The organism is Pseudopedobacter saltans DSM 12145 (genome assembly GCF_000190735.1).
In the GTDB taxonomy this organism is placed as follows: domain Bacteria; phylum Bacteroidota; class Bacteroidia; order Sphingobacteriales; family Sphingobacteriaceae; genus Pseudopedobacter; species Pseudopedobacter saltans.
Genome location: NC_015177.1, coordinates 3,333,877 through 3,356,817 on the forward strand (window position 1 = coordinate 3,333,877; position 22,941 = coordinate 3,356,817).

21 protein-coding genes are annotated in these 22,941 nt (G+C 35.3%); 3 read left to right on the top strand and 18 right to left on the bottom strand.

Translation table 11 applies throughout. The annotated features are described in order from the left end of the window. Positions 1-21 precede the first annotated feature (21 nt). A complete protein-coding gene (locus tag PEDSA_RS14085; protein ID WP_013633824.1) occupies positions 22-1,851 on the top strand; it encodes an ABC transporter ATP-binding protein in 1,830 nt (609 codons plus the stop codon). Position 1,852: 1 nt separating this feature from the next. Here the strand turns inward: PEDSA_RS14085 and PEDSA_RS14090 are convergent, their stop codons facing one another. The 14 genes from PEDSA_RS14090 to PEDSA_RS14155 all read right to left on the bottom strand — a co-directional run bounded on the left by PEDSA_RS14090 (position 1,853) and on the right by PEDSA_RS14155 (position 16,937). Then, positions 1,853-2,971: a glycosyltransferase family 4 protein gene (locus PEDSA_RS14090; protein WP_013633825.1), complete on the bottom strand. Its 1,119-nt coding sequence runs from the start codon at positions 2,969-2,971 to the stop codon at positions 1,853-1,855. Continuing rightward, the gene (locus PEDSA_RS14095) at positions 2,968-3,837 is read right to left on the bottom strand and encodes a glycosyltransferase (RefSeq protein WP_013633826.1); all 870 of its coding nucleotides are present in this window, start codon (positions 3,835-3,837) and stop codon (positions 2,968-2,970) included. Before PEDSA_RS14095 ends, PEDSA_RS14090 begins: the two co-directional genes overlap by 4 nt. Beyond that, entirely contained in the window at positions 3,837-5,132 is a 1,296-nt protein-coding gene (locus PEDSA_RS14100) for a glycosyltransferase family 61 protein (RefSeq protein WP_013633827.1), read from the bottom strand. The genes PEDSA_RS14095 and PEDSA_RS14100 overlap by 1 nt, the downstream gene beginning before the upstream one ends. Continuing rightward, positions 5,122-6,225 (bottom strand): DegT/DnrJ/EryC1/StrS family aminotransferase, encoded by a 1,104-nt coding sequence (locus PEDSA_RS14105; protein ID WP_013633828.1) that lies wholly within the window; start codon positions 6,223-6,225, stop codon positions 5,122-5,124. The genes PEDSA_RS14100 and PEDSA_RS14105 overlap by 11 nt, the downstream gene beginning before the upstream one ends. Next, positions 6,225-6,776: an acyltransferase gene (locus tag PEDSA_RS14110; protein ID WP_013633829.1), complete on the bottom strand. Its 552-nt coding sequence runs from the start codon at positions 6,774-6,776 to the stop codon at positions 6,225-6,227. Before PEDSA_RS14110 ends, PEDSA_RS14105 begins: the two co-directional genes overlap by 1 nt. After that, positions 6,766-7,182: a sugar 3,4-ketoisomerase gene (locus PEDSA_RS14115; RefSeq protein WP_013633830.1), complete on the bottom strand. Its 417-nt coding sequence runs from the start codon at positions 7,180-7,182 to the stop codon at positions 6,766-6,768. The genes PEDSA_RS14110 and PEDSA_RS14115 overlap by 11 nt, the downstream gene beginning before the upstream one ends. Next, a complete protein-coding gene (locus PEDSA_RS14120) occupies positions 7,163-7,579 on the bottom strand; it encodes a sugar 3,4-ketoisomerase (protein ID WP_013633831.1) in 417 nt (138 codons plus the stop codon). The genes PEDSA_RS14115 and PEDSA_RS14120 overlap by 20 nt, the downstream gene beginning before the upstream one ends. Before the next feature lie 60 nt (positions 7,580-7,639). After that, complete coding sequence (locus PEDSA_RS14125; RefSeq protein ID WP_013633832.1) at positions 7,640-8,476, bottom strand: lysylphosphatidylglycerol synthase transmembrane domain-containing protein; 837 nt, start codon at positions 8,474-8,476, stop codon at positions 7,640-7,642. A 1-nt stretch (position 8,477) separates the two neighbouring features. Then, positions 8,478-9,239, bottom strand: a complete 762-nt coding sequence (locus PEDSA_RS14130) for a polysaccharide deacetylase family protein (RefSeq protein WP_245546766.1) — start codon at positions 9,237-9,239, stop codon at positions 8,478-8,480. Next, positions 9,229-10,182 carry a glycosyltransferase family 2 protein gene (locus tag PEDSA_RS14135; RefSeq protein ID WP_013633834.1) on the bottom strand — a complete coding sequence of 318 codons (954 nt, stop codon included), beginning with the start codon at positions 10,180-10,182 and terminating at the stop codon, positions 9,229-9,231. Before PEDSA_RS14135 ends, PEDSA_RS14130 begins: the two co-directional genes overlap by 11 nt. After that, complete coding sequence (locus PEDSA_RS14140) at positions 10,182-11,354, bottom strand: glycosyltransferase family 87 protein (RefSeq protein WP_013633835.1); 1,173 nt, start codon at positions 11,352-11,354, stop codon at positions 10,182-10,184. The genes PEDSA_RS14135 and PEDSA_RS14140 overlap by 1 nt, the downstream gene beginning before the upstream one ends. 732 nt (positions 11,355-12,086) lie before the next feature. Continuing rightward, on the bottom strand, positions 12,087-15,149 hold the full coding sequence (gene infB, locus PEDSA_RS14145; protein WP_013633836.1) for a translation initiation factor IF-2: 3,063 nt from the start codon (positions 15,147-15,149) through the stop codon (positions 12,087-12,089). A gap of 66 nt (positions 15,150-15,215) precedes the next feature. Beyond that, on the bottom strand, positions 15,216-16,451 hold the full coding sequence (gene nusA / locus PEDSA_RS14150) for a transcription termination factor NusA (RefSeq protein WP_013633837.1): 1,236 nt from the start codon (positions 16,449-16,451) through the stop codon (positions 15,216-15,218). 24 nt (positions 16,452-16,475) lie between these two features. After that, complete coding sequence (locus tag PEDSA_RS14155) at positions 16,476-16,937, bottom strand: ribosome maturation factor RimP (protein WP_013633838.1); 462 nt, start codon at positions 16,935-16,937, stop codon at positions 16,476-16,478. A gap of 179 nt (positions 16,938-17,116) precedes the next feature. Here PEDSA_RS14155 and PEDSA_RS14160 point away from each other — a divergent pair, with 179 nt between their 5' ends. Further along, positions 17,117-17,458, top strand: coding sequence for a phage holin family protein (locus PEDSA_RS14160; protein WP_013633839.1), 342 nt, complete (start codon positions 17,117-17,119; stop codon positions 17,456-17,458). 153 nt (positions 17,459-17,611) lie between these two features. On the opposite strand, the gene PEDSA_RS14165 is transcribed toward PEDSA_RS14160, so the two are convergent. From PEDSA_RS14165 to panC, 4 genes are all read right to left on the bottom strand, one after another. Beyond that, positions 17,612-18,853: a TlpA disulfide reductase family protein gene (locus tag PEDSA_RS14165; protein WP_041537097.1), complete on the bottom strand. Its 1,242-nt coding sequence runs from the start codon at positions 18,851-18,853 to the stop codon at positions 17,612-17,614. A gap of 45 nt (positions 18,854-18,898) precedes the next feature. Then, on the bottom strand, positions 18,899-20,041 hold the full coding sequence (locus tag PEDSA_RS14170; protein WP_013633841.1) for an acyl-CoA dehydrogenase: 1,143 nt from the start codon (positions 20,039-20,041) through the stop codon (positions 18,899-18,901). A 684-nt stretch (positions 20,042-20,725) separates the two neighbouring features. Next, positions 20,726-21,076, bottom strand: a complete 351-nt coding sequence (panD, locus tag PEDSA_RS14175; RefSeq protein WP_013633842.1) for an aspartate 1-decarboxylase — start codon at positions 21,074-21,076, stop codon at positions 20,726-20,728. Between the two features lie 34 nt (positions 21,077-21,110). Beyond that, the gene (gene panC / locus PEDSA_RS14180; protein ID WP_013633843.1) at positions 21,111-21,950 is read right to left on the bottom strand and encodes a pantoate--beta-alanine ligase; all 840 of its coding nucleotides are present in this window, start codon (positions 21,948-21,950) and stop codon (positions 21,111-21,113) included. A 143-nt stretch (positions 21,951-22,093) separates the two neighbouring features. On the opposite strand from panC, the gene PEDSA_RS14185 reads away from it, so the two are divergent. Beyond that, a complete protein-coding gene (locus PEDSA_RS14185) occupies positions 22,094-22,921 on the top strand; it encodes a glycogen/starch synthase (RefSeq protein ID WP_013633844.1) in 828 nt (275 codons plus the stop codon). Positions 22,922-22,941 lie beyond the last annotated feature (20 nt).

A 22,941-nucleotide genomic window follows, 5' to 3' on the forward strand; every position in this document is an offset into this window, starting at 1 on the left:
TTGTGAGATTATTCAGTTTTAATGAAAACATACTTTAGATTACTAGCATTTGCAAAACCTATAGAGAAATTCGCAATACCATATGTAATATGCACTCTTTTCGCAGTTGTATTTGGAACGTTAAATTTTGCATTGATTATCCCTCTTTTAAATACCCTATTTGATGAAAGTAAGATTATTGAGAAAGCTGTGATGCCCGAGTTCTCACTCTCTTTCAATTATTTCAAAGACTTATTTTTCTATTATTTTGATAAGGCAATTCTTGAACAAGGAAGATTAGGCGCATTACAATTTGTATGTATCGTTATTATTGCTTCCAATTTATTGGCAAACTTCTTTAAGTATTTTTCTCAACGCATTATGGAAAACCTACGCATCCATACACTTTTAAAGCTGAGAAAAAATGTTTTTGATAATGTCATGAATTTACACGTTGGCTATTTTAGTAACGAGCGTAAAGGGGATATTATCTCTAAAATTGCATCAGACGTACAGGTAGTCCAATTCTCAGTTACTGCGACATTACAGGTAGTATTTAAAGAACCTTTGCAACTGATTGCTTTTATCGTGGCTCTTTTGATGATATCAGTTAAACTCACCTTGTTTTCTTTGCTGGTTATTCCCGTATCCGGTCTTGTTATAGCTAGAATTGTAAAGTCATTAAAAAAACAAGCAAAAGACTCTGCAGAAACTTACGGCATGATGATTTCTTACTTAGACGAAGCGTTGTCAAGTATAAAGATCATCAAAGCCTTTAATGCAATTCCGTTTGTAATAGGACGATTTGATCAGCAAAATGAAAAATACAGCGCCATTGGCCGATCCATGTCAAGAAGGCAACAAATGTCTTCCCCTGTATCTGAATTCCTGGGAATTTGTACAGTATCAGGCATCTTATTGTATGGAGGTAACTTAATTTTTAATCAAAATTCCGAACTGGCTCCTGCTGACTTTATTGCCTATATAGCTATATTCTCTCAAGTAATGCGTCCAGCCAAAGCTTTAACAGACTCTTTTAGCAACATACACTCTGGGTTGGCGGCAGGCGAACGTGTGCTTGAATTGATAGACACTAAACCGGAGGTTGTAAACAGGTCGGATGCTAAGGAAGCTCAACCATTTGAAAAAAATATCTCTTTCAAAAATGTATCCTTTGGTTATAGCGACAGAAAAGTTCTCGACAACCTCACTTTTGAAATTGAAAAGGGAAAAACCGTTGCTTTAGTAGGCCCATCAGGAGGGGGTAAGAGTACAATTTCTGATTTAATTCCCAGATTCTATGATGTAAATGAAGGAGCAATCTTATTTGACGGAGTAGATATAAGAGATTTAAAAATGGAATCTTTCCGTTCTCAAATGGGAATTGTTAGTCAGGAATCTATTTTATTTAACGATACTATTTTCAATAATATAGCATTTGGCGTAGAGAATGTTACGCTTGAACAAGTGGAAGCTGCAGCGAAAATAGCGAATGCCCATAATTTTATTATGGCTACCGAAAAGGGTTATGAAACCAATATCGGCGATAGAGGAATGAAACTTTCTGGAGGACAAAAGCAGCGTTTGAATATTGCCAGGGCGGTTTTAAGAAATCCAGCCATACTAATCCTGGATGAGGCAACTTCTGCGTTGGACACAGAATCTGAAAAACTGGTTCAGGAAGCTATTAATAATTTAATGAAAAACAGAACTTCATTAATTATCGCTCATAGATTGAGTACGATTCAAAATGCCGATAAAATTTTAGTTTTAGAAGCCGGGAAAATCGTGGAGGAAGGATCACACTCTGAATTGACTGAACGTAACGGGCTTTACAAAAAGCTGATTGATATGCAGACTTTTAATGATTAAATTAACTCATTTCATCTAAAATCGATTCTAACAATTTTGTTTGAGTTTTCGCATTGAAAAGATTTGCATAGGACTGAATATAAGCTCTGTCTATTGAGACATACTCTTCTTCAATCCTATGCATGTTTTTTGCCAAATCTTCAAAATCGTTTATATAACTTAAGTATCCCAGTTTTGGAGACGAAACAAACTCATTAATCCCTCCCGATCTAAAACCTACCATTGGCATTCCCAAATGAGCTGCTTCTATCATAACTAATGGATATGAATCTTCTCTTGATAAAGAAAGAAAACCTTTCCCAATATTGAAATAATTATAATAATCATCTGACTGATTACCAACAAAAAAGATCCTGTCTTTAAAATTCTTCTTTACAGCTCTTTGCGCATAATAAGCCGTCCCATTATTATTGATTCCTCCAACCCATATAATCTTGTGGTTCTTTTTTAACTTCTTTATCAACGGAATTACTAAATCTATTCCTTTTACCAAACTTCCAGCACCAGAAATTATCCATACAAAATCTTCGTCAGAAATGCCTAGATTCTTCTTTAAATCCAAGGTTTTATTCTGATCAATGTTTATCAAGCTTTTGTCTACAAAACCATTTAAAAGACGAACTTTTTCATGTCCCATATCTCTTAGTTTTTCGCAAACCATTTCAGAACAACCGACACAAATTTCCGCTCTATCTATAATAGTTTCTAATGTTCTTTTTTTTATAAAACTATACGAAAAGGTCATTTCATGAATATGAGCTATAAATCTCACTCCCAATTTTTGGGCTATGTTATAAGCGTCTCTATTTACAACAGTATTAATGTACCACAAATCCGGCTTTATTCTCTTATTAAGTCTTTTTAATTGATATTCGGTTGGGTTGATTCCTATACAATAAAGCAATAATCTAAATATTCTTAATAAAAAATTATTGTGTTTTTTGTAACCTACAAATCTTTTTATATGAGGAGGCAAAAGAGATAATAACTCTCCATTATCACGTGTATAGAGGAATATTTGATACTTTTTTACATCTAGATTTTTAAGAAGATATAACAACTGCATTTCTGAACCACTTCTTCCAAAATAAGGTGTAACAAAAAGAATTTTTTTAGTCATTTTTGAGTTCGATAATATTTGACAAATAATCTTCTATATTTAGAGTTTAACATCTTCTCAAACGTTGGTTTTATATATTCTTTCAATACTCCACTATTTTCTAATTCATCCATGGCTAGTATCTCTAAATTTCTAGATATTTTATTGAATAACCTTTTATCTATCTTACTTTCCCATTTGTTCAATATATGAAACCTTGTTCGTGTCATATCTTCTAACCTCACTAAGGATATGTTTGAACCATGTTTTCTATAACAAGCTAAAACATCACTTATTCCAGCAATTAAATAACTGTTAGAGATTCTTAACCACATGTCCCAATCTTCTATTATCAGATTTTCATCAAACCCCCCTATATTGAGAAACACTTCTCTATCCACCATAACCGTCAACGCAGGTATCGTCTTTTTACCTAATGCTATCTCTTTAAAGCTAACAGCTTTTTGTATTGGAAAACTATTTTGGAATTCCCCTATAATATTAGATTCATCATCTACAATATAAGCATTAGAGAAAATCATTTTAAACTCAGGATGGTCTTTAAAGAAAGCTATTTGGATCGAGACTTTATTTGGCAACCAATAATCATCAGAAGCAAGAAAAGATATATATTCTCCTTTAGCAATAGAAATCCCTTTATTCAACACATTCGATATCCCTCTATTTTTTTGGGATATAAATGTAAAGTCTCTCTCTTTTTTAAGTTTTTCAATTAAATCGACACTTTGATCACTAGACCCATCATCAATTACAATTAGCTCTATGCTTCTATACTCCTGATTAAGTACACTAAGTATACTTTCCCTGATAAACCTTTCATGATTAAAGCATGGGATTATAACAGAAACTAATGGGTTTTCTTTCATTATTTACTACCTATAATATACTGTAAAGCCTCTTTTAGTTTATTTGTGTCGATTTGAAAAGCCGAATGCAAATCTGAATCTCCTTTCAAAACCAACTTTTTATCATAAAGGTAAACCAACTCTATATTAAAAAGCTTTGCTATTGTGCAAAATATCGAGATATTAACGTTAAAATTAGTCAAGCAAATCACTTTACAGCTGTTACTACAGAATATTAGGTTTGTGAAAGCGGCACCCGTTGCTCCAACAATTAGCTCTGCATTTTTAAATATCGATACCTGCTCCACTATAGAGTACTCTTCAGGGTAAATTATAGAAAAATCGTATTTTCTAAGAACTGTATACACCGCTTCTTCATTATACACCCGTCGTCCACTTGCGTTCTTTCTGGAAAGAAATACTCTTTTAGGTGTGTTTTTTATCTCAGGTAATTTCAGCAGGGTGCCTCGAATATAATTTAATGAATGTGCACTAAACAGATTGTGTTTTATTTGTATATCTTTTATATTTTTATAGTTGGGTGGAATGATATTTGGACGAGATATTTGATATAGAAAAGAAACCTTGTATATAACCTCTTTGTCTATCGAAATTATTGCCCGATTGTCTCTATTGAAATAAGAAAGGAGTTCTCGATATTGTGGTATTTCAAGACAAGCTTTATCTACAATAATCGGTATAGACTTATCTATATTCATTTTAGAAATCATTTCAAATTTTGCAATGATTTCTAATAAAAAATGATAGTAATTAATGGAATAATTAGCAGTCAATAATATTCCTTCATTGATAGAAAATTCAGCCCAATTAGCCTCAAGCACACATACGTCATTTTTTAAAAGTTTTATTGCATAATCTGTATAATCAAATGCTCCATCATCATCTAAAAATTTCAAATCATATAAAGCATATTGTTCGTCCAATAAAATTAGGTCTGAACAGCCTATAACCATTACATTCTTTAATATAACTCCATATACATAATGGTTTTTAAGTTCATAAATGTAATTATCTACAGATTCTTCAAAAAAATTTACTGACGAGAACTTTAAATTGATTTCATCTTCATATAAAATTTCAACATTATCTGAACCTCTTTTTCTGTAAGACTGAAAATCAATAAGCTCTCGTTTAATAAACCAGTTTGATGTAATCGCTTTCACTAATGGCTTCAATAATTCAAATTTGTCTCTCCGATACATTCTCCTCATTTTTGCCATAAAGTATCTTTTTATCGCTCCTGAATAGTTCATCAGAGGATTTGGAGGTACATCTATGAACTTTTTATCCTTCATACTTATTCACGATATCAATAATTGTATCTACCTCTTCATTTGTTAAAACTGGACTGATGGGCAAGCTAACAACTTGCTGATGAATTTTTTCCGTTATCGGAAGATTCAAGGTATTAAGCGAAGAATATGCCTTTTGCTTATGGGGGGGAATTGGATAATGGACAACCGTCTGTATTTTATTAGTACTTAAATATCGTTGAAAATTCAATCTTTCATTGACACGTACAACAAACAAATGCCATACATGATGTTCATCTTTATCTAATTTTGGAAGAATTATTTCAGGATTATTTATCCGCATTAAATACTGATTAGCAACATTACGTCTTGCAGCTATTTCCTGATCTAAGAATTTTAACTTAACACTTAATAAAGCGGCCTGTAATTCATCTAACCTACTATTTATGCCCTGAAAATCATTATGGTACTTCTGATGAGAACCATAATTTCCCAAAGAACGGATAACGGAATTTAATTCGTCATCATCTGTGGTAACAGCTCCTCCATCTCCCAGTGCGCCTAAATTTTTCCCCGGATAAAAACTAAAGCCTGAAGCAGAACTCCAACTTCCTGCTTTTTTACCTCCTATTTCTGCACCATGTGCCTGGGCTGCATCTTCTATCACTTTCAAATTATATTTTGATGCAATGCTGTTAATAGATAACATATCAGCCATGTTACCATAAAGATGAACAGCCATAATAGCCCTTGTTTTAGGCGTTATTTTTTTTTCTATTAATGAAGGATCTATATTATAAGAAGACAAGTCTGGTTCTACCAACACAGGAATTAAACCATTAGCAGAAATAGCCAATATACTGGCAATATAAGTGTTTGCAGGGACAATAATTTCGTCTCCATCAGTCATTACACCTAATTCTTTATATGCTCTTATTATTAAAATAAGGGCATCTAATCCATTAGCCACACCTATACAATGCTTTGTGCCACAATAATGTGCAAATTTTTGTTCAAATTGGAACACCTCTTCCCCTTGAATATACCACCCGGAATTTAAAACCCTCGAAAAAGCATTTTGTAATTCGATAGTATACTGCGCATTTATTTTTTGTAAGTCTAGAAACTTAATCATCAAATTTTTACTAGTTCTTTATTAATAAGGCGATATCTCTCGCCTGTTTTAGTGCTTTTTAAATCCATGGTCAAAATTTCACCCTCTTTGGTAACATAGCCTTTTTGAACCGCTGGATTTCCATACCAAAGTGTGTATGGAGGTATATTTTTTGTAACGACACTTCCTGCTCCTATCATACTGTATTCTCCGATTTCCACACCAGCCAATATTGTTGCATTCGCTCCAATTGAAGCATTTTTTTTAATTAATGTTCTTACTTCTATCCAATCCAAATTTTTTGAACGAGGGTATAAATCATTGGTAAATGTCACATTTGGACCTATAAAAACCTTATTTTCTATAATTATACCGTCCCAAATCTGAACACCTGATTTTACAGTTACATCGTTACCAATTACCACGTTATTTTCTACAAAACAATGTGAACAAATATTAACATTCTTTCCAATTTTTGCACCGGCCAAAACCACACAAAATTGCCATATAGATGATCCTTCTCCTATATCAACTGTATTTACCTGTGCCAATTGGTGTATTTTATAGTCCATTTACAAATTCTAAAAAGCTTTTATATTCTCTCAAATAATCATTTTCATCGTATTTTGCAGATGCCAATACCAACAAAACTGCTCCAGATGAAAAATTACTCAAATCTCTCCAAATGCCCGGGCAAACATATAGTCCATAATTAGGACGATTTAATGTGACGGTTTTTTTATTCTTCCCATCATCCAAAGTAACATCAAAGCTGCCACTAGCTGCTACAATCAATTGATGTAACTTTTTGTGCGCATGACCTCCTCTCGTTTCTCCCCCGGGAACATCATATAAATAATAAACGCGCTCGACAGGAAAGGGAATATCGTTATTTCCATGTACTGGCGTTATGTTTCCTGCCCTATTGTGAATTTTAGGCAACTCCAATACATTACAATTAAATATGGATGATTTCATTTTTTGACAATAAAAATTGATCGATATCTCTTTCATAATCCTTTTCGTCATATTCTGTTGATGAAAGAATCAAGGCAAATGCATTAGTAGAAAAATTTTCCATATGCCTCCAGATACCTTTGGGGATATATAACCCACTGTATGATCTATTTAGTAAGAACTCCTCTGTATGAAAACCGTCATTTACAACAACAGCAAAACTACCTGAAAGAGCTATAATCAATTCCTGATTTTCCTTATAACTGTGTCCTCCTCTAATTTCTCCACCGGGAACATCATAAATCCAGTATGTTCGTTTAATATCAAAAGGTACATGAGTTAACGTTTCAACAAAAGAGAGATTACCTCTGTCATCTAAAATTTTAGGAAGTGATATAACTACAGGCTTTTCATACATGAAACAAAAATAACTAATTTATTTATTGTTTTTGACCGGAACAAATGTTCAATAATCCCATTAAACTTTAGTTTTAAGAACAAAATACACTCCAGGCAAAGAACTTAATGCAGATATTACGAAAAAAAGTATGCTAACCGATACAGCCAACTGCTGATCCAATACAAAATATTCAGAGCCATACAAAAAAATCAATTCCCGCGCGCCTAAACCGCCAATGGTAAACGGGAACACGGCCATAAATCCAGAGGCCAAAAATAAGATCAGGTAAGGGACAAAAGCACCTCCAAATCCAAAAGATTTAAGAATCAACGATACTACAACCAATTGCGTAAGCTGCAGTCCCAATGCCTTAAGGTGTACCGGTATAAAAAGTTTAAAATACGGTTGCAATAAATATTTATATAAAAAAAAATAAATTACAGTTCCTATAAACCAAGCCCCTAATAAATAATAAGCGATACTTATCTTGATAAAAAACAGAAACATTAAAATGATAAGTGTACACAAAGACCAGGCACCACTTAACTTATCCAGAAAAACTGCAGTCAGCAATTTTCGTTTTTCTACTCCAAATTCTTTATTGAGATAGAAAATCTTATATCCATCCCCTCCAACTCCTCCGGGAAGGAACATATTATAAAATACTCCCAATAAATACAGTTTATAATTGTACAAAGCGGATAGCTTTAAACCTGCACCAGAGAAAAAGGTATGCATTCGCGACGACGCAAATAATTGCGAAACCATATAGGTTAAAAGCGACAACAAAAGATAATATGGATTACTCCGTGTAATTCTTTCCGAGATTGCTTGAATATCTATATTAGAAAAAACCCAATATAAGGCAAAAGCTGTTATTCCTAATTTTAAAAAAGTCTTCAAATAATGCCCCATTCTATATGGTTTGTATAAATTCCGAAAAGGTTCCAAATGAATATCCTTGTCCTTTTAAAAAGGAGATATACCTATCAAAACGCTTTATCATTTCAATTCCTGTATTTCTTCTTACATACCCGGGAAAACCAAATCTGTCCTGATCCAAGTCAGTAAACTCCCACGGATGAAAATAGGTATTCAAATATCCATCTTTTTGTATCGTTGTCTTACACATCCAGGTATATAAGCCTAAAGGTAAATTATGAAAAGACAGCCAAAAAAGAGGGAACCTTATAAGAGGGCTTACTGAAGCTGGAATTTGCCATACATTTTCTTCTCTATAATATCTTCTCGGCTTACTGAGATTATTGTATCTGCCAGGCAGAAACGTAGGATTGATAGAACTGTTATAATCATATCCTGCTTTAGTTACCTCTCTTTCATCTACAGGTTGCATCCTCGCCATCCTGAACCCTCTCACAGGTACTCCGGAAAGCTCTTCCAAACATTTTTTAGATAATGCAAGATGCTCTGCTTTAAAATCAGAGTGATAATAACCATGTGAAGCCAGCTCATGCCCGCTATCAATAATTCTCCGAATAGTATTTTTAGCATGTTCAGCAAACACAACGGTACTAAAAAATGTCGCCTTCACTTGTTTCTTTTCCAGAATATCCAAAATAGCTTCTGTGCCTTGCACAGATATAGCTATTTGATCCTCAAAAGAGATATCCCTACCATATTCAAAAGGCATATCGAATTCCTCGATATCAAAACTCAACAGTATCAATTCTACTCGGCTTTAAATTAGTTGTACGCACAATATAGTTAGGTCTTTTCTTATTTTGTAAGAACATTTTTCCAATATATATACCTATAATTCCCAAAATAATCAGCTGTAGTCCTCCAAAGAAAACAATAGTCATAATTATAGAAGCCCATCCGGAAACTTCACGACCAAAATAAACCGCATATAAGACATAAGGGATATACAAAATAGATAATATCGAAAAGCAAAACCCAAGGTACACAGCTGTATATAAAGGCTTTATACTAAAAGAAGTAACTCCCTGCAAAGCCAGTCGCATCATTTTCTTTACAGTATACTTGCTGTCTCCAGAAAATCTCTGAGCTGGATCATAATTTAATCCGTACTGTTTAAATCCAACCCATTTTATCAATCCCCTTAAAAAAGGTTCGCTTTCACTGAATCTCTTAAAGACATCCACAACCTGTCTGTCCATCAAACGGAAATCTGCGGTACCAGGCTCCAAACCTATTCCAGAAAGCCAATTCAAAGTACGATAAAAAAGCCTGGAAGATTTACGTTTCTGTTTGGATAATGTTTTACATTCTGCCCTTATAGTGTACACCACATCATAGCCCTCTTCCCATTTTTTCAATAATTCTGGAATCAACTCAGGTGGATGTTGAAGATCACAGTCCATGGATATAATACAATTTCCGCGAGCGTAGTCCATACCCGCTTTAACAGCTAATTGATGTCCAAAATTCCTGGAAAACTCTAGAAAATAAACATGAGAAAAAACTTCCGATTGGATTTTTATCGCCTTCAAAGTATCATCACTACTCCCATCATCAACGATAATTATTTCATGCTTATACGCTAAGCCTTCGAAAACCCGGTTAATCTTGTCTACTATAACCGAAATATTGCCCGTTTCATTGAAAGCCGGCAATACAAGTGACACTAGCTTTTCCATCAGCTGAAAGAGTATTTTTTAAAGTCCTTTACTGCCATTTGATACACTATATCTATCCATATCAGTACACATGGTAATGCCTTTAGAGAATAGGGTTGAACAAAGTTCTGTCGGATATATCGGGGAAATAAATCCGATGGGGATAAAGACGTTAAAACAATTGCAAACGCAAATAAAAATATACGCCAACCTGTAAAGCTATCTTCTTTATTTAAAAACCAGATAGCCACCCCGGCAAACGCGATAATATAGGTTGGTGATTCTGAGCCGCTACTAAATATTACTGTAAAAATCAAAGTGGAAGCCATCATCATCATCTGAAATGAAAGATATTTAAACTGATTTACACGCATGTAAGGAATCGCAAACAACACAAGTCCAAATAATAAAAATGGCGTATTAGAAATTGTTGGATTCTGAGTTATTCTTCTAAATAGCCCCATTATACTAATATCCTGACCTGATGTTAAACTAGCGTTAACAGCATTTTTCTCAACTAATGAATGATACCAATCAACATAAGATTGGAGAACAAAGGAAGGGGAGGACAGAAGCATAGGCAATGCAAAAAGCATCACAGCGCACAGCATTCCATAAAGTATAAACCTCACCTTATGCTTGCTAAAAAAGAAAAAGGCTAGGCCTACAATACCATATAACTTCACAAAAGTGCCAAGAACTATAAAGAAGGCAGATCTGAATTCCCTTTGTTTATAGATATATGAAAAAGTTAATAAAATAAATCCTGTAAGAGCGATATTAAACTGAAAACTAAAAAGGGCCGTTAATGTCTCATGGGCGCATATCCATGCTACAATAATCCGATTTTGTAAACTCAGGGGAAGACTAAATATACCCCAAAGTAATATAGATACATTGGCAATATTCCATAAAATAGTGCCAACTCCATCTGGTAATAAAGCAAAAGGTGCAATCAGTAACGAAAATATCGGGCCATAGTGGTTTGTATCTCCATATTCAGGGTAGGGAATATAAAGATTTTGGAAATTTATGGAATGCCAATAAACATGTTTAAAAATAAGATAGTTATTAAAACTTCCCTTAAGATATTGTTTTAATGAAGCTATAACAGCTAAAAGAATATAAATAATAATCACATTTCTCTTACTCTGAAAGAATGTAAGAGCTAGTTTAGGAATAATCGGCTTCATTTATGCACTCGAAACAAAAATTTTCACCAAAGGTATTACTAACCGTAAACAAAAGCAAATTAAAATTTCTCAATTCAAAATTTTATTAATGACTAATAAAATTGATTAATTCATATAAAGCAAAATTAATCACAATTGGTTTAATTATTTTTAAAAAAATCAAGACAATGTATTTAAAATAACTAAAAGGTCAGTTTATTAGTTATTTATAAAAGAGGAAAGCGCGCTTTTTAAATTACAAACGGATCCGTAATATACTTTATCAAATTTCACTAAAAGAACAAGAAAGCTACATCTTTCAAGAGACTTTCCAAGTTATCTAAAAGCTGTTTAAATTTTAATCGGAATAATTTGTACAACAGAGATTGATTTACCGAAAACAAAAAAAATTCGAAATAGGCTCTCACAAAGACACGAATAGAAGCTTCACTGCGAGTTCGAGAAGCAATCTCTATTACTACCTGTATTTAAACAAGTAAAAACATTTCCGGGGAAATAAATTATAGGCAAATACTGTTAAGGTACGCAATACACAGCCTTTCCTTCCACCACAATTGTTTATAAAATGCTACATGATCGGCAGCTTCGTTTGAAGATTGCATCTTGAACTTGTACTGTCCAAACGATATGACGCATAGGACAATATAAACAAAAAACCGCTTAGAAAATTTTCATTTCCCAAGCGGCTTCTTCTTTTATGCTTTTCGCTTTCGGCTTTAAGCCTTCAGCATTTTACAGCTTTCTCTTAATCTCTACTTGTTCAAAGGCCTCCACAATGTCGCCAACCTGAATATCGTTGAATCCTTTAATATTCAAACCACACTCATAACCACGATTAACTTCTTTCACATCATCTTTAAAACGTTTCAAAGACTCTAAAGTTCCTGTATGAATAACTACACCATCACGAACTATGCGAATCTCGTTGTTTCTATGGATAGTTCCTTCAAGAACCATACAGCCTGCAATTGTACCCACCTTCGAAATTTTGAATGTTTCACGGATTTCCACGTTAGCCACAATTTTCTCTTCGAATTCTGGAGCCAACATACCTTCCATTGCCGCCTTAATCTCTTCTATCGCTTTATAGATTACCGAATATAATCTGATATCGATTTGCTCATTTTCAGCAAGTTTTCTCGCACTTGCAGATGGTCTAACTTGGAAACCTATAATAATTGCATCAGAAGCTGTTGCTAATAATACATCGGATTCCGAAATCTGTCCAACACCTTTATGAACAATTTTAACAACAATTTCTTCTGTTGATAGTTTTTGTAATGAGTCTGAAAGCGCCTCTACAGAACCATCCACGTCACCTTTGATAATGATATTCAGCTCTTTGAAATTTCCAATCGCTAAACGACGACCAATTTCATCAAGCGTAATATGTTTCTGAGTACGCAAACCTTGTTCGCGTTGTAATTGCAAACGTTTATTCGCAATATTGCGCGCTTCTGCTTCACCTTCTACAGCATTAAATCTGTCCCCTGCCTGAGGAGCTCCCTGGAAACCAAGCACCTGTACAGGAGTGGACGGACCTGCTTTTTCTACTTTTCCACCTCTCTCGTTGAATAATGCTTTAACACGCCCACTATAAGAACCCGCTAAAATAGGGTCTCCTACACGTAAAGTTCCTTCTTCTACCAATACAGTAGCCACATATCCGCGTCCTTTATCCAATTGAGCTTCGATAACCGTACCAACAGCTCTCTTATTTGGATTGGCTTTTAAATCAAGAAGCTCTGCTTCAAGCAATACCTTTTCTAAAAGCTTGTCTATATTTAAACCGCTTTTTGCTGCAATTTCCTGAGTTTGGTATTTACCACCCCATTCCTCAACAAGGATATTCATTGCGGCCAATTGCTCTCTGATTCTATCAGTATTAGCACCCGGTTTATCAATTTTATTGAATGCAAAAACAATAGGTAAATTTGCTGCTTGTGCGTGGTTAATCGCCTCTACTGTCTGAGGCATCACACTATCATCTGCCGCAATTACGATAATTGCAACGTCTGTAACCTTAGCCCCCCTTGCCCTCATTGCAGTAAACGCCTCGTGGCCCGGTGTATCTAAGAAAGTTATTTTCTTTCCGCCCTGTACAACCACTTCATATGCACCGATGTGCTGTGTAATACCACCGGCCTCACCAGAAGTTACATTAGCCTTTCTTACAAAGTCTAATAAAGAGGTTTTACCATGGTCAACGTGACCCATTACGGTTACAATAGGAGATCTTGGCTGTAAATCTTCTTCTTTATCTTCCTCAACAAGGTTATATTGCTCTTCCTCTTCTGTACCAACAAACTGAATTTCGTAACCAAACTCATCAGCTACAATCGTTAATGTCTCTGCATCCAACCTTTGGTTGATAGACACAAACATTCCAAGGCTCATACAAGTAGATATAACATCAGTAACAGAAACATCCATCATGTTAGCCAATTCGTTTGCCGTAACAAACTCCGTTACTTTTAATATTTTGGATTGTAATTCTTGTTCTAATGCAGCCTCCTCCGCGTGTGCATGCGCTCTGTCTCTGTTTTGTCTTCTCAACTTAGATCTTTGAGCAAATTTACCTGACTTCCCTGCTCCACTTAATCTGGCTAGAGTAGCTTTAATTTGATCCTGTATCTCTTTTTCCGTAGGTTCTGCCTTTGGTGCTGCCGGTTGGTGATGTCCACCTTTTTTATGTTGATGATGAGGCCTGTTTCCTCCTCTGTCGTTATTTCTGTTACCAATATTTTGATGATGTTGGCCACCACCTTGCCCTTGTGGCCTACCTCCGCCACCCTGACCTTGTTGCGGATTTTGTCCACCGGCTCCGGCAGGTCTGTTCCCACCCTGTTGAGGGTGATTATGATGAGGATTACCATCTGAAGGTTTACGCTTACGTTTGCGTTTATTATCTCCAGCAGCATTAGGATTAGATGACGAAGCAACAGGTTGATCCTTTTTCTTATTTACCGGTAATTGAATTTTACCAATAATTTTTGGGCCACTTAATTGCTGCGCTCTGGCTCTGATTACTTCATCTTCGCCTTTATCCTCCTCAGTTGAAGGACTCACTGGCTTTTCAGCTTTACTTACTTCTGGTGAAGCAGGTATGCTCTTTTCCTCCTTTTTTTCTTGAACAGGAGGCTTTTCCGCTATAGGATTCACAGGTTCTTGTTTTTGAGATTGTGGTTTCTCTTCTACCTCTACAGCTTTTACCGGAGCTTTAACTTCTTCAGGAGCTTTAGCAACTGGTGCCTTTTCCTCAACCTTCTTCGGTTCTTCTACCCGAGGCTTTTCTATTTCTTTTTTTTCTTCTTCTTTATGCTGCTTTTTGTCAGGACGAGTTTTGGAATTAAGACTATCCAAGTCGATTTTTCCTACAATTTTCACACCTGTATGAGGTGCTGTAGGCTCATCCTTTTTAATCTCTGGCTCAGCAACTTCTTTAACAGACACTTCCTCTTTAGGCAAATCCTCTGCAGTCGCATTTTTAATAAGAATTTCCTTATCTTCCTTCTCCGCTTCTTTCTTTTCAGACTGAGCAGGTTGTTGTGTTTGATGATGAGGGGCGTCATCACGACGGATCTTACCAATAACAATGTTTTTGGCCTCCTCTTTAAGGATTTTATCTCCCTGATATTCTTTTAAAAGAGCACTATACATCTCATCCGTAAGCTTAGTATTTGGCTTAGCCTCTATTTTGAAGCCTTTTGTATCCAAAAACTCAGCTATAGTACCGATACCAATGTTTAGTTCTTTAGCTACTTTTAATATTCCTAACTTTTTGTCTTCTGACATCTAATAAATCTTCTTTCTATTCTATATTATAAAACAAATGTACGTTAACTAAATGCAATTCTAAAATTATTCGAACTCAGCCCTTAAAATTCCTAAGATTTCCTCTATAGTTTCCTCTTCAAGGTCTGTACGTTTCACTAATTCGTTTACATTAAGCGCAAGCACACTCTTTGCTGTATCTAAACCAACTTTCTTAAGTTCGTCGATAATCCAGCTATCGATTTCGTCTGAGAATTCGTCTAAATCTACGTCTTCGTCTTCTTCAGAAGCTTCTCTGTATACGTCGATCTCATAACCCGTCAATTTACCTGCCAATTTAATATTGTGCCCACCTCTACCAATCGCTAAAGAAACCTGATCCGGTTTTAAATAAACTGCAGCTCTTTTAGTTTCATCATCTAATTTGATAGAAGATATCTTTGCAGGTGACAAAGCTCTTTGTATATATAATGAAATATTGTTTGTAAAATTGATTACATCGATATTTTCATTTTTCAATTCTCTTACGATTCCGTGAATACGGGATCCTTTCATACCTACGCAGGCACCAACCGGATCGATACGATCGTCATAAGATTCTACAGCAACCTTAGCTCTTTCTCCCGGTTCCCTTACAATATTCTTAATAGTAATTAAACCGTCAAAAACTTCAGGCACTTCAAGCTCAAACAAACGTTGCAAGAATGCCGGAGCCGTTCTGGAGATGATAATTTTTGGATTTGCATTCATCATATCCACTTTTAACACTACTGCTCTTACAGAATCACCTTTTTTGAAATAATCTGCCGGGATTTGTTCAGTTTTTGGAAGAATCAACTCATTACCTTCATCATCTAATACTAAAGTTTCTTTTTTCCAAACCTGATAAACTTCACCAGTAACAATTTCTCCAATTCTATCTTTATAGTTTTTGAAGATCTCATCTTTCTCCAGTTCCAAAATTTTAGACACCAAAGTCTGACGAGCGGCAAGAATAGCCCTGCGGCCAAAACTTTCTAAAGTAATTTGCTCAATAAAATCATCGCCAACTTCCAGATCCGGGTCGATTTTATGAGCGTCTGCTAACTCTATTTCCAAATCATCATCTTCTGAAAAACCATCTTCCATTACTGTTCTGGTTCTCCAGATCTCAAGGTCACCATTATCTGGGTTTACAATAACGTCACAGTTTTCATCAGTACCGAAACGTTTGCGCAACATACTGCGAAACACCTCTTCCAACACGCTAATTACCGTTGGCCTGTCAATATTCTTGAAGTCTTTAAACTCTTGAAATGAATCTATTAAATTAATGCTACTCATCTTTTCCTAAGCATTTAATATTTATTATTTAAATGATATGCTAACTTTTGCGCTAGCTATATTTTCTTTTTCTATTACTGTCTCTACCGTTTGTGCTTTTTTTCCTTTTTCCTTAACTTCATGAGAAATCACCAGATTAGTAGGATTCGCACCGATTAGTTTACCTTCAATTTTAGAACCGTCTACTTTTTTAACCAGCAAGTTTCGTCCAATATTCTTTTGATATTGTCTGTCCAATACCAGAGCAGCATCCAAACCTGCAGAACCTACTTCCAGCTGGTAAGCTTCAGTCATTAAATTTTCTTCTTCTAAATGATAGCCTACATGGCGACTAACTTTAGCACAATCCTCTATCGTTATCCCATTATCCCCATCTAATAGAAGCGTTATTTTCTTGTTCTGAACTTTTACAGAAACTATAAACAAGTCTTCTCTGTCCTGTAACTTTTCTTCGGCCAGTTCCCTAACTCTTTGCTCTACACTCATCTTTTTTTGAAAATAAAAAGAGGGGACTACCGCCCCCTCTCCATTTATTGCTCACAAATGTAGGAAAATATTCTGATTTTTCAAATGAAAAATTCACAAGCATTTCGATATCAGAAACTAACGGAAATCAAACCATTATTAAAATTGTTTGTATTTTCATATATCAATATATTTTCAATATGGGATTAATTATAGAAATTTTGTTAATGGGTCTGGCTGTTGCTTTGGCAGCTTTTATAGTTCCGGGCACTCAGGTAGACGGTTTTTTATCTGCAATTATTGCAGGTTTGCTTATTGGCCTGGCAAACGCCACAGTAGGTTTTATTTTAAGGATATTAACATTTCCTTTAAACATTCTGACATTAGGCCTAATGTCTTTTATAATAACTATACTTATGGTGTTATTGGTTAGCAATATCATGTCCGGCTTTCATGTATCTGGCTTCTTTAGTGCAGCCGCTTTCGCTATAGTACTCGCTATTATCAAAATGATATTCAGTGGAGCAAACTCCAATTCATAAATTAAAAAGACCGGAAGAAGCTTATAATTCCGAGTGAAATCAAAGAGAATCATTAAAAACAACCTCCTGATCTCGCTAAAAAAGAGATCAGGAAAAAACTGTGTTAAGCAGAACCTTTTTTACCAGTCCGTTACATTGGCATTTTTATCGTATTTAATGCTCGTCCTGAAGAGACTTTATTAATGTTTCGAATTCCAATACGTATTCCTCATAATACCGTCCACTACCAGGCCCACTAAAGCCCGTATGTATTTTTCGGACCTTACCTTTTTTATCAAGGATAATTGTTGTTGGAAAAGCCATTATATGATTCAACATGGGAAGGCTTTTACTAGGCTCATCCCCGTTTGGAGTGTAACCTGTTATCAAGACAGGATATTGCACATGAAATCTATCGAGGAATCTTTCCAAACTTGCTTTGGATTTCTCAAAGTCCTTGCTTCTCTCATATGCCAATCCAACTATCTCTAATCCTCCTTTTTGTTGATTGTAAAAATCGCTCAGAAAAGCCGTTTCATCCATGCAATTTGGGCACCATGAGCCTAAAATCTGCACAACAACAACCTTATTCTTAAATCGCTTATCTCTTAAAGAAACCTCTTCTCCATTTAAATCTGGGAACGAGAAATCAATTCTGTCATATCCGGGCTTTAAGTAAGTTAAACTATAAGCATCATCTAGTTGAGCTTTATCATTTCTTTTAGCTACAAAAGAACGCTTGGATGAAAAACCTGAGTAATGCCTCCCGTCAACCATGGTACTATCATTAAGAATTTTAGCAGAAAAGTACATCGCAAAGCCTCCGTCAAAAGTCGATATTTTCATTTCATCGCCATCTACAACGCCGTCTAAAAAGCGGTAATCTCCGGTCCTTGTAAGAAATGTACCTGTTACTTTACTTCCTTCCTGCTTAAATTCACCAATAGCCTTTACAGAATCTCCATTTTCTTTAATAAAATAGGTTTCCCATATTCCTGTTATATTAAATCGGGCTTTTTCCAACTTTTCTTTAATCCGCCAGTTGACACCAGATTGCGCATAAAACCCCATCACTACATCTTTATTATTTGGTAAATGTTTAATGTAAGCACCTTCTATTCTTCCATCAAGCAAAGCTCCTTTTAACTCGGCATCAAAAAACGGAAGCCTAATAAAAACAGAATCTTTGGAAACCGACACGTCATCCACTAATAACCTTTCTTTCCCATTGATAATATTCAATACATATTTTCCCAATGAATCTTTTTCAACCTCAAAATTGAACGGAATTTCAACATCTGACTGAGTTAAAACTGTCCCTCTCCATATACCTTCCTGTAAAGAATATGACGGCTTATCGCAAGCCTGAAGCAGCAACGCGAATATTATCAATAGAATTTGATTCTTGTATTTCATGGGAACTTCTTTAGTTAAGAAAATCAAAGTCAATTTGTAGTAAATTTACGACTTTAACAAATCTCTTGATATTACTATTTTTTGTATCTCGGAAGTTCCTTCGTATATCTGAGTAATCTTTGCGTCACGCATTAGGCGCTCTACGTGATACTCTTTTACATATCCGTAGCCTCCATGTACCTGTACAGCCTCAATTGTTGTTTGCATAGCCACTTCCGAAGCATAAAGCTTCGCTATCGCACTCGATTTTCCATAAGGCATTTTTTGATCTTTTAACCATGCGGATTTATAAACCAGTAGCCTGGCTGCCTCTATCTGAGTTTCCATATCTGCCAGCTTAAATGCTATCGCCTGATGTTCGCAGATTGGTTTACCAAAGGATTTTCTTTCTTTTGAGTAATTTCGAGCCAATTCATAGGCCCCAGCGGCTATTCCTAAAGCTTGGGCTGCGATACCAATGCGCCCTCCATCTAATGTCTCCATAGCCAATCTAAAGCCAAAACCGTCTTCACCCAAGCGATTTTCTTTTGGAACTTTTACATCCGTAAACATTAGCGAATGTGTATCAGAACTTCTGATTCCTAATTTATTTTCTTTTGGCCCTATAGAAAAACCTTCCATGCCTTTTTCTATTATCAAAGCATTTATTCCGTGATACCCCTTTGCTACATCTGTCTGGGCAAAAACAATATAGATAGATGCAGTTCCTCCGTTTGTTATCCAGTTTTTTGTTCCGTTTAAAAGATAGTGATCACCCATATCTATTGCAGTAGTATGTTGTGAAGTAGCATCCGAACCAGCTTCGGGTTCCGAAAGGGCAAATGCCCCCAGTTGTTGACCAGAAGCCAAAGGAAACAGATATTTCCTTTTCTGCGCTTCGGTGCCATATTTCTCTAAACCGAAACAAACCAAGGAATTATTTGCAGACATTATAACTGCTGCAGAGGCATCTATTTTTGCCAGCTCTTCTAAAGCCAGAACATACGAAACAGCATCTAAACCTGCACCTCCATAAATGGGATCAACCATCATCCCCATAAAACCCAATTCGCCCATTTTCTTAACAAACTCTGTAGGAAAATATTGCTTTTCATCTCTTTCTATCACGCCTGGCTTTAATTCCGTTTGTGCGAAATCACGAGCAGCTTGTACGATCATTTGGTGTTCTTCCGATAAATTGAAATCCATAATACATAGATATTTATAGCATTAAGATACGAAAAAATACTATGCAAGCATAATTTATACAACATCTCAACTTGAAAAAATATACGGTTCCGCTACAAACTACCTTAGTTCGTTTCCAAAGCACGAGCTGGGCGTCGCTTTACCTGTATTCGCCCTGTATTTCTCTTATGACTTCCTTTGTACTGCGAGAGAAACGTATAAGATAGTAATAGATCAAGCGGAAAATATGAAGATTTTAATTAAGTATTAGTTTTATTGTTTATGGAATCAAGTGAAAATTACAAGCTTTTTAATTGGACCGGACAATCCCTGACGCCATGTTAAAATACACTAAGCTCTCCGGACTATAACTACACTATAGCTATATTGGAGCTATACTATAGCCAAGCTCCTAAAATTAAAAATATAAAACCTCGTTTAAAGCTAGTACAGAGCGGTGCGAAAGTATGTGTTTTTAAATAAAACACACTAAGTCGGACAAATAATCAAACGTTTTCAGCAAGCCAACACGCAGAGCTAACCAGCCTGTCTCTAACAACGGCAGAAGACGAAAAGAACTTAAACCTTATAATTTTGCTTGCCCCCTAAGATTGACAATATGATTAAACGCTGCACAGATTAAAGTCCAATAATAAAGCCAAAATCTATAGAGATTTTGGCTTTATTTTCTTTCTATCAATTCCTTTATTTTATCAACATATTATTATCATCGGGGAAAACCAGTAAGGGCGCGTAAGTTTTTGCTTCTTCTTTTTCCATATGCGCATAAGACATGACGATCAGGATATCGCCCACCTGAGCCAAACGAGCGCATGAACCATTTAAACAAACAATACCCGACCCACGCTCGCCTTTAATCACATAAGTTTCAAAACGGGCTCCATTGTTGTTATTCACCACCTGAACTTTTTCGTTTGGAATTATGTCTGCCGCCTCTATCAAATCTTCATCAATAGTAATACTGCCTACATAATTCAGTTCGGCCTGCGTTACTTTAACCCTGTGAATTTTTGATTTCAACACTTCTATTACCATAGTGCAAAGTTACGCAATACAATTAAAAATAAAGCTATGCTATTATTATATTATCAATAAGGCGAACTTTGCCTACATAACAGGCAACCAATACAATTGCGCCGCCGGCCTGTTTTTTATTAAGCTCATTCAAGGTTGTTTTATCACAAATTCGAATATATTCCAACTTTAAAAGCGCATTACCATCAAAAAACTTTTCTGCATTGTTTTTTAGTTCAACTAGAGAAAGATTCAAATAGTTCTGTTCTATATAAAGTAATGCCTTATGTAAAATAATTGATGCATGTCTTTCTTCTTCGTTCAATCTTACATTTCTCGAACTCATAGCTAAACCATCGGGCTCTCTAACTATCTCGCAAAGTTGAAGCTTTATGTTCAAGTCGAAATCCTTTACCATTTTGCTGATTACGAGAAATTGCTGATAATCCTTTTGTCCAAAAAAGGCAATATCCGGCTTAATTATATCAAACAGCTTATAAACTATCTGTGTTACTCCTTTATAATGCCCCGGTCTTAATTCCCCTTCAAGTTTAGTATCCAAATCACCAACTTCATAATTCCATATTTCATTATCTGCATACATTTCAGAAGCTTCAGGATTGAACAGAACATCACAGCCAATTGATTCTAATTTCTGGATATCTTTCTCGATAGGTTTGGGATAATTCAACAGGTCGTCTTTGTTGTCAAATTGGGTTGGATTAACAAAAATACTGGCAACTGTTATATTGGCATTTTGTTTCGATTGGCTAATCAGCGACAGATGCCCCTGGTGCAAAGCTCCCATTGTAGGAACCAGACCTACGCTTAACCCTTTGCTTTTAAGTCTATTTATTTCTTCGCCAATCTCGGCTTTAGTATGAAGTATTTTCAAAAAAACTTTTTTAAGGGGCTAAGTTGTAAATTTTAGCACACAATACAAAGGCATTTATGTAAATGATTGATTATATTCAATATAATGCTTATCTTTGCACTAGAAATTTATTTTTTTCGACAAAAACTTTAGAAGATTAGGAGATGGGAAAAACCAAGCTTTTGTTCATAACTCATGAAATGTCACCATTTCTAGAATTAACGAAAATCTCAGAAATTACCAGACAACTACCACAAGCTATGCAAGAAAAAGGATTAGAAATCAGAATCCTTATGCCTCGCTTTGGTAACATTAATGAAAGAAGGAACAGATTGCATGAAGTAATAAGATTATCGGGGATGAATATTGTGATTGCGGATAATGATAATCCATTAATTATTAAAGTGGCCTCTATCCCTGCTGCAAGAATGCAGGTGTACTTTTTAGATAACGAAGATTATTTTCAACGCAAACACGTTTTTAACGACGCCAAAGGCAAGTTTTACGAAGACAATGACGAAAGATCTATTTTCTTCTGTAAAGGGGCGTTAGAAACCGTAAAAAAATTAGGATGGTCCCCAGATGTGGTACATTGCCACGGTTGGATGACCTCTCTGGTACCTGCTTACTTAAAAACAATCTATAAAGAAGATCCGACTTTTAAGGATGCTAAAATTGTTTGGTCTGTTTATGAAGATTCTTTTAGCGAGTCTTTAGGTAAAGACTTTGCGTCCAAGGCTGTAATGAAAGGAATGCAGCACAATGATGTTGTTTCGTATACAGATGGTACAATTACTGCTGTAAACAAAGCTGCTATCGAATACGCTGATGCGGTTGTTTATGGCGCTGAAAATTTAAATGAGGACGTGTTAAATTTTGTTAAAAAATCAGAAAAAGCAGTTTTAGATTATAATTCCTCTTTAGATTACGAAAATTATTACAATTTTTATCAAGAAATTACGTCAGATGATTTAGTATCTGAAACTGTTTAAAATTTAAGATCGTTCTGTTA

What these genes read in the sequence shown, in the direction of transcription:
- PEDSA_RS14085 (WP_013633824.1), top strand. Translation starts at nt 22, where the DNA reads ATGAAAACATACTTTAGATTACTAGCATTTGCAAAACCTATAGAGAAA.
- PEDSA_RS14090 (WP_013633825.1), bottom strand. Translation starts at nt 2,971, where the DNA reads ATGACTAAAAAAATTCTTTTTGTTACACCTTATTTTGGAAGAAGTGGT.
- PEDSA_RS14095 (WP_013633826.1), bottom strand. Translation starts at nt 3,837, where the DNA reads ATGAAAGAAAACCCATTAGTTTCTGTTATAATCCCATGCTTTAATCAT.
- PEDSA_RS14100 (WP_013633827.1), bottom strand. Translation starts at nt 5,132, where the DNA reads ATGAAGGATAAAAAGTTCATAGATGTACCTCCAAATCCTCTGATGAAC.
- PEDSA_RS14105 (WP_013633828.1), bottom strand. Translation starts at nt 6,225, where the DNA reads ATGATTAAGTTTCTAGACTTACAAAAAATAAATGCGCAGTATACTATC.
- PEDSA_RS14110 (WP_013633829.1), bottom strand. Translation starts at nt 6,776, where the DNA reads ATGGACTATAAAATACACCAATTGGCACAGGTAAATACAGTTGATATA.
- PEDSA_RS14115 (WP_013633830.1), bottom strand. Translation starts at nt 7,182, where the DNA reads ATGAAATCATCCATATTTAATTGTAATGTATTGGAGTTGCCTAAAATT.
- PEDSA_RS14120 (WP_013633831.1), bottom strand. Translation starts at nt 7,579, where the DNA reads ATGTATGAAAAGCCTGTAGTTATATCACTTCCTAAAATTTTAGATGAC.
- PEDSA_RS14125 (WP_013633832.1), bottom strand. Translation starts at nt 8,476, where the DNA reads ATGGGGCATTATTTGAAGACTTTTTTAAAATTAGGAATAACAGCTTTT.
- PEDSA_RS14135 (WP_013633834.1), bottom strand. Translation starts at nt 10,182, where the DNA reads ATGGAAAAGCTAGTGTCACTTGTATTGCCGGCTTTCAATGAAACGGGC.
- PEDSA_RS14140 (WP_013633835.1), bottom strand. Translation starts at nt 11,354, where the DNA reads ATGAAGCCGATTATTCCTAAACTAGCTCTTACATTCTTTCAGAGTAAG.
- infB (WP_013633836.1), bottom strand. Translation starts at nt 15,149, where the DNA reads ATGTCAGAAGACAAAAAGTTAGGAATATTAAAAGTAGCTAAAGAACTA.
- nusA (WP_013633837.1), bottom strand. Translation starts at nt 16,451, where the DNA reads ATGAGTAGCATTAATTTAATAGATTCATTTCAAGAGTTTAAAGACTTC.
- PEDSA_RS14155 (WP_013633838.1), bottom strand. Translation starts at nt 16,937, where the DNA reads ATGAGTGTAGAGCAAAGAGTTAGGGAACTGGCCGAAGAAAAGTTACAG.
- PEDSA_RS14160 (WP_013633839.1), top strand. Translation starts at nt 17,117, where the DNA reads ATGGGATTAATTATAGAAATTTTGTTAATGGGTCTGGCTGTTGCTTTG.
- PEDSA_RS14165 (WP_041537097.1), bottom strand. Translation starts at nt 18,853, where the DNA reads ATGAAATACAAGAATCAAATTCTATTGATAATATTCGCGTTGCTGCTT.
- PEDSA_RS14170 (WP_013633841.1), bottom strand. Translation starts at nt 20,041, where the DNA reads ATGGATTTCAATTTATCGGAAGAACACCAAATGATCGTACAAGCTGCT.
- panD (WP_013633842.1), bottom strand. Translation starts at nt 21,076, where the DNA reads ATGGTAATAGAAGTGTTGAAATCAAAAATTCACAGGGTTAAAGTAACG.
- PEDSA_RS14185 (WP_013633844.1), top strand. Translation starts at nt 22,094, where the DNA reads ATGGGAAAAACCAAGCTTTTGTTCATAACTCATGAAATGTCACCATTT.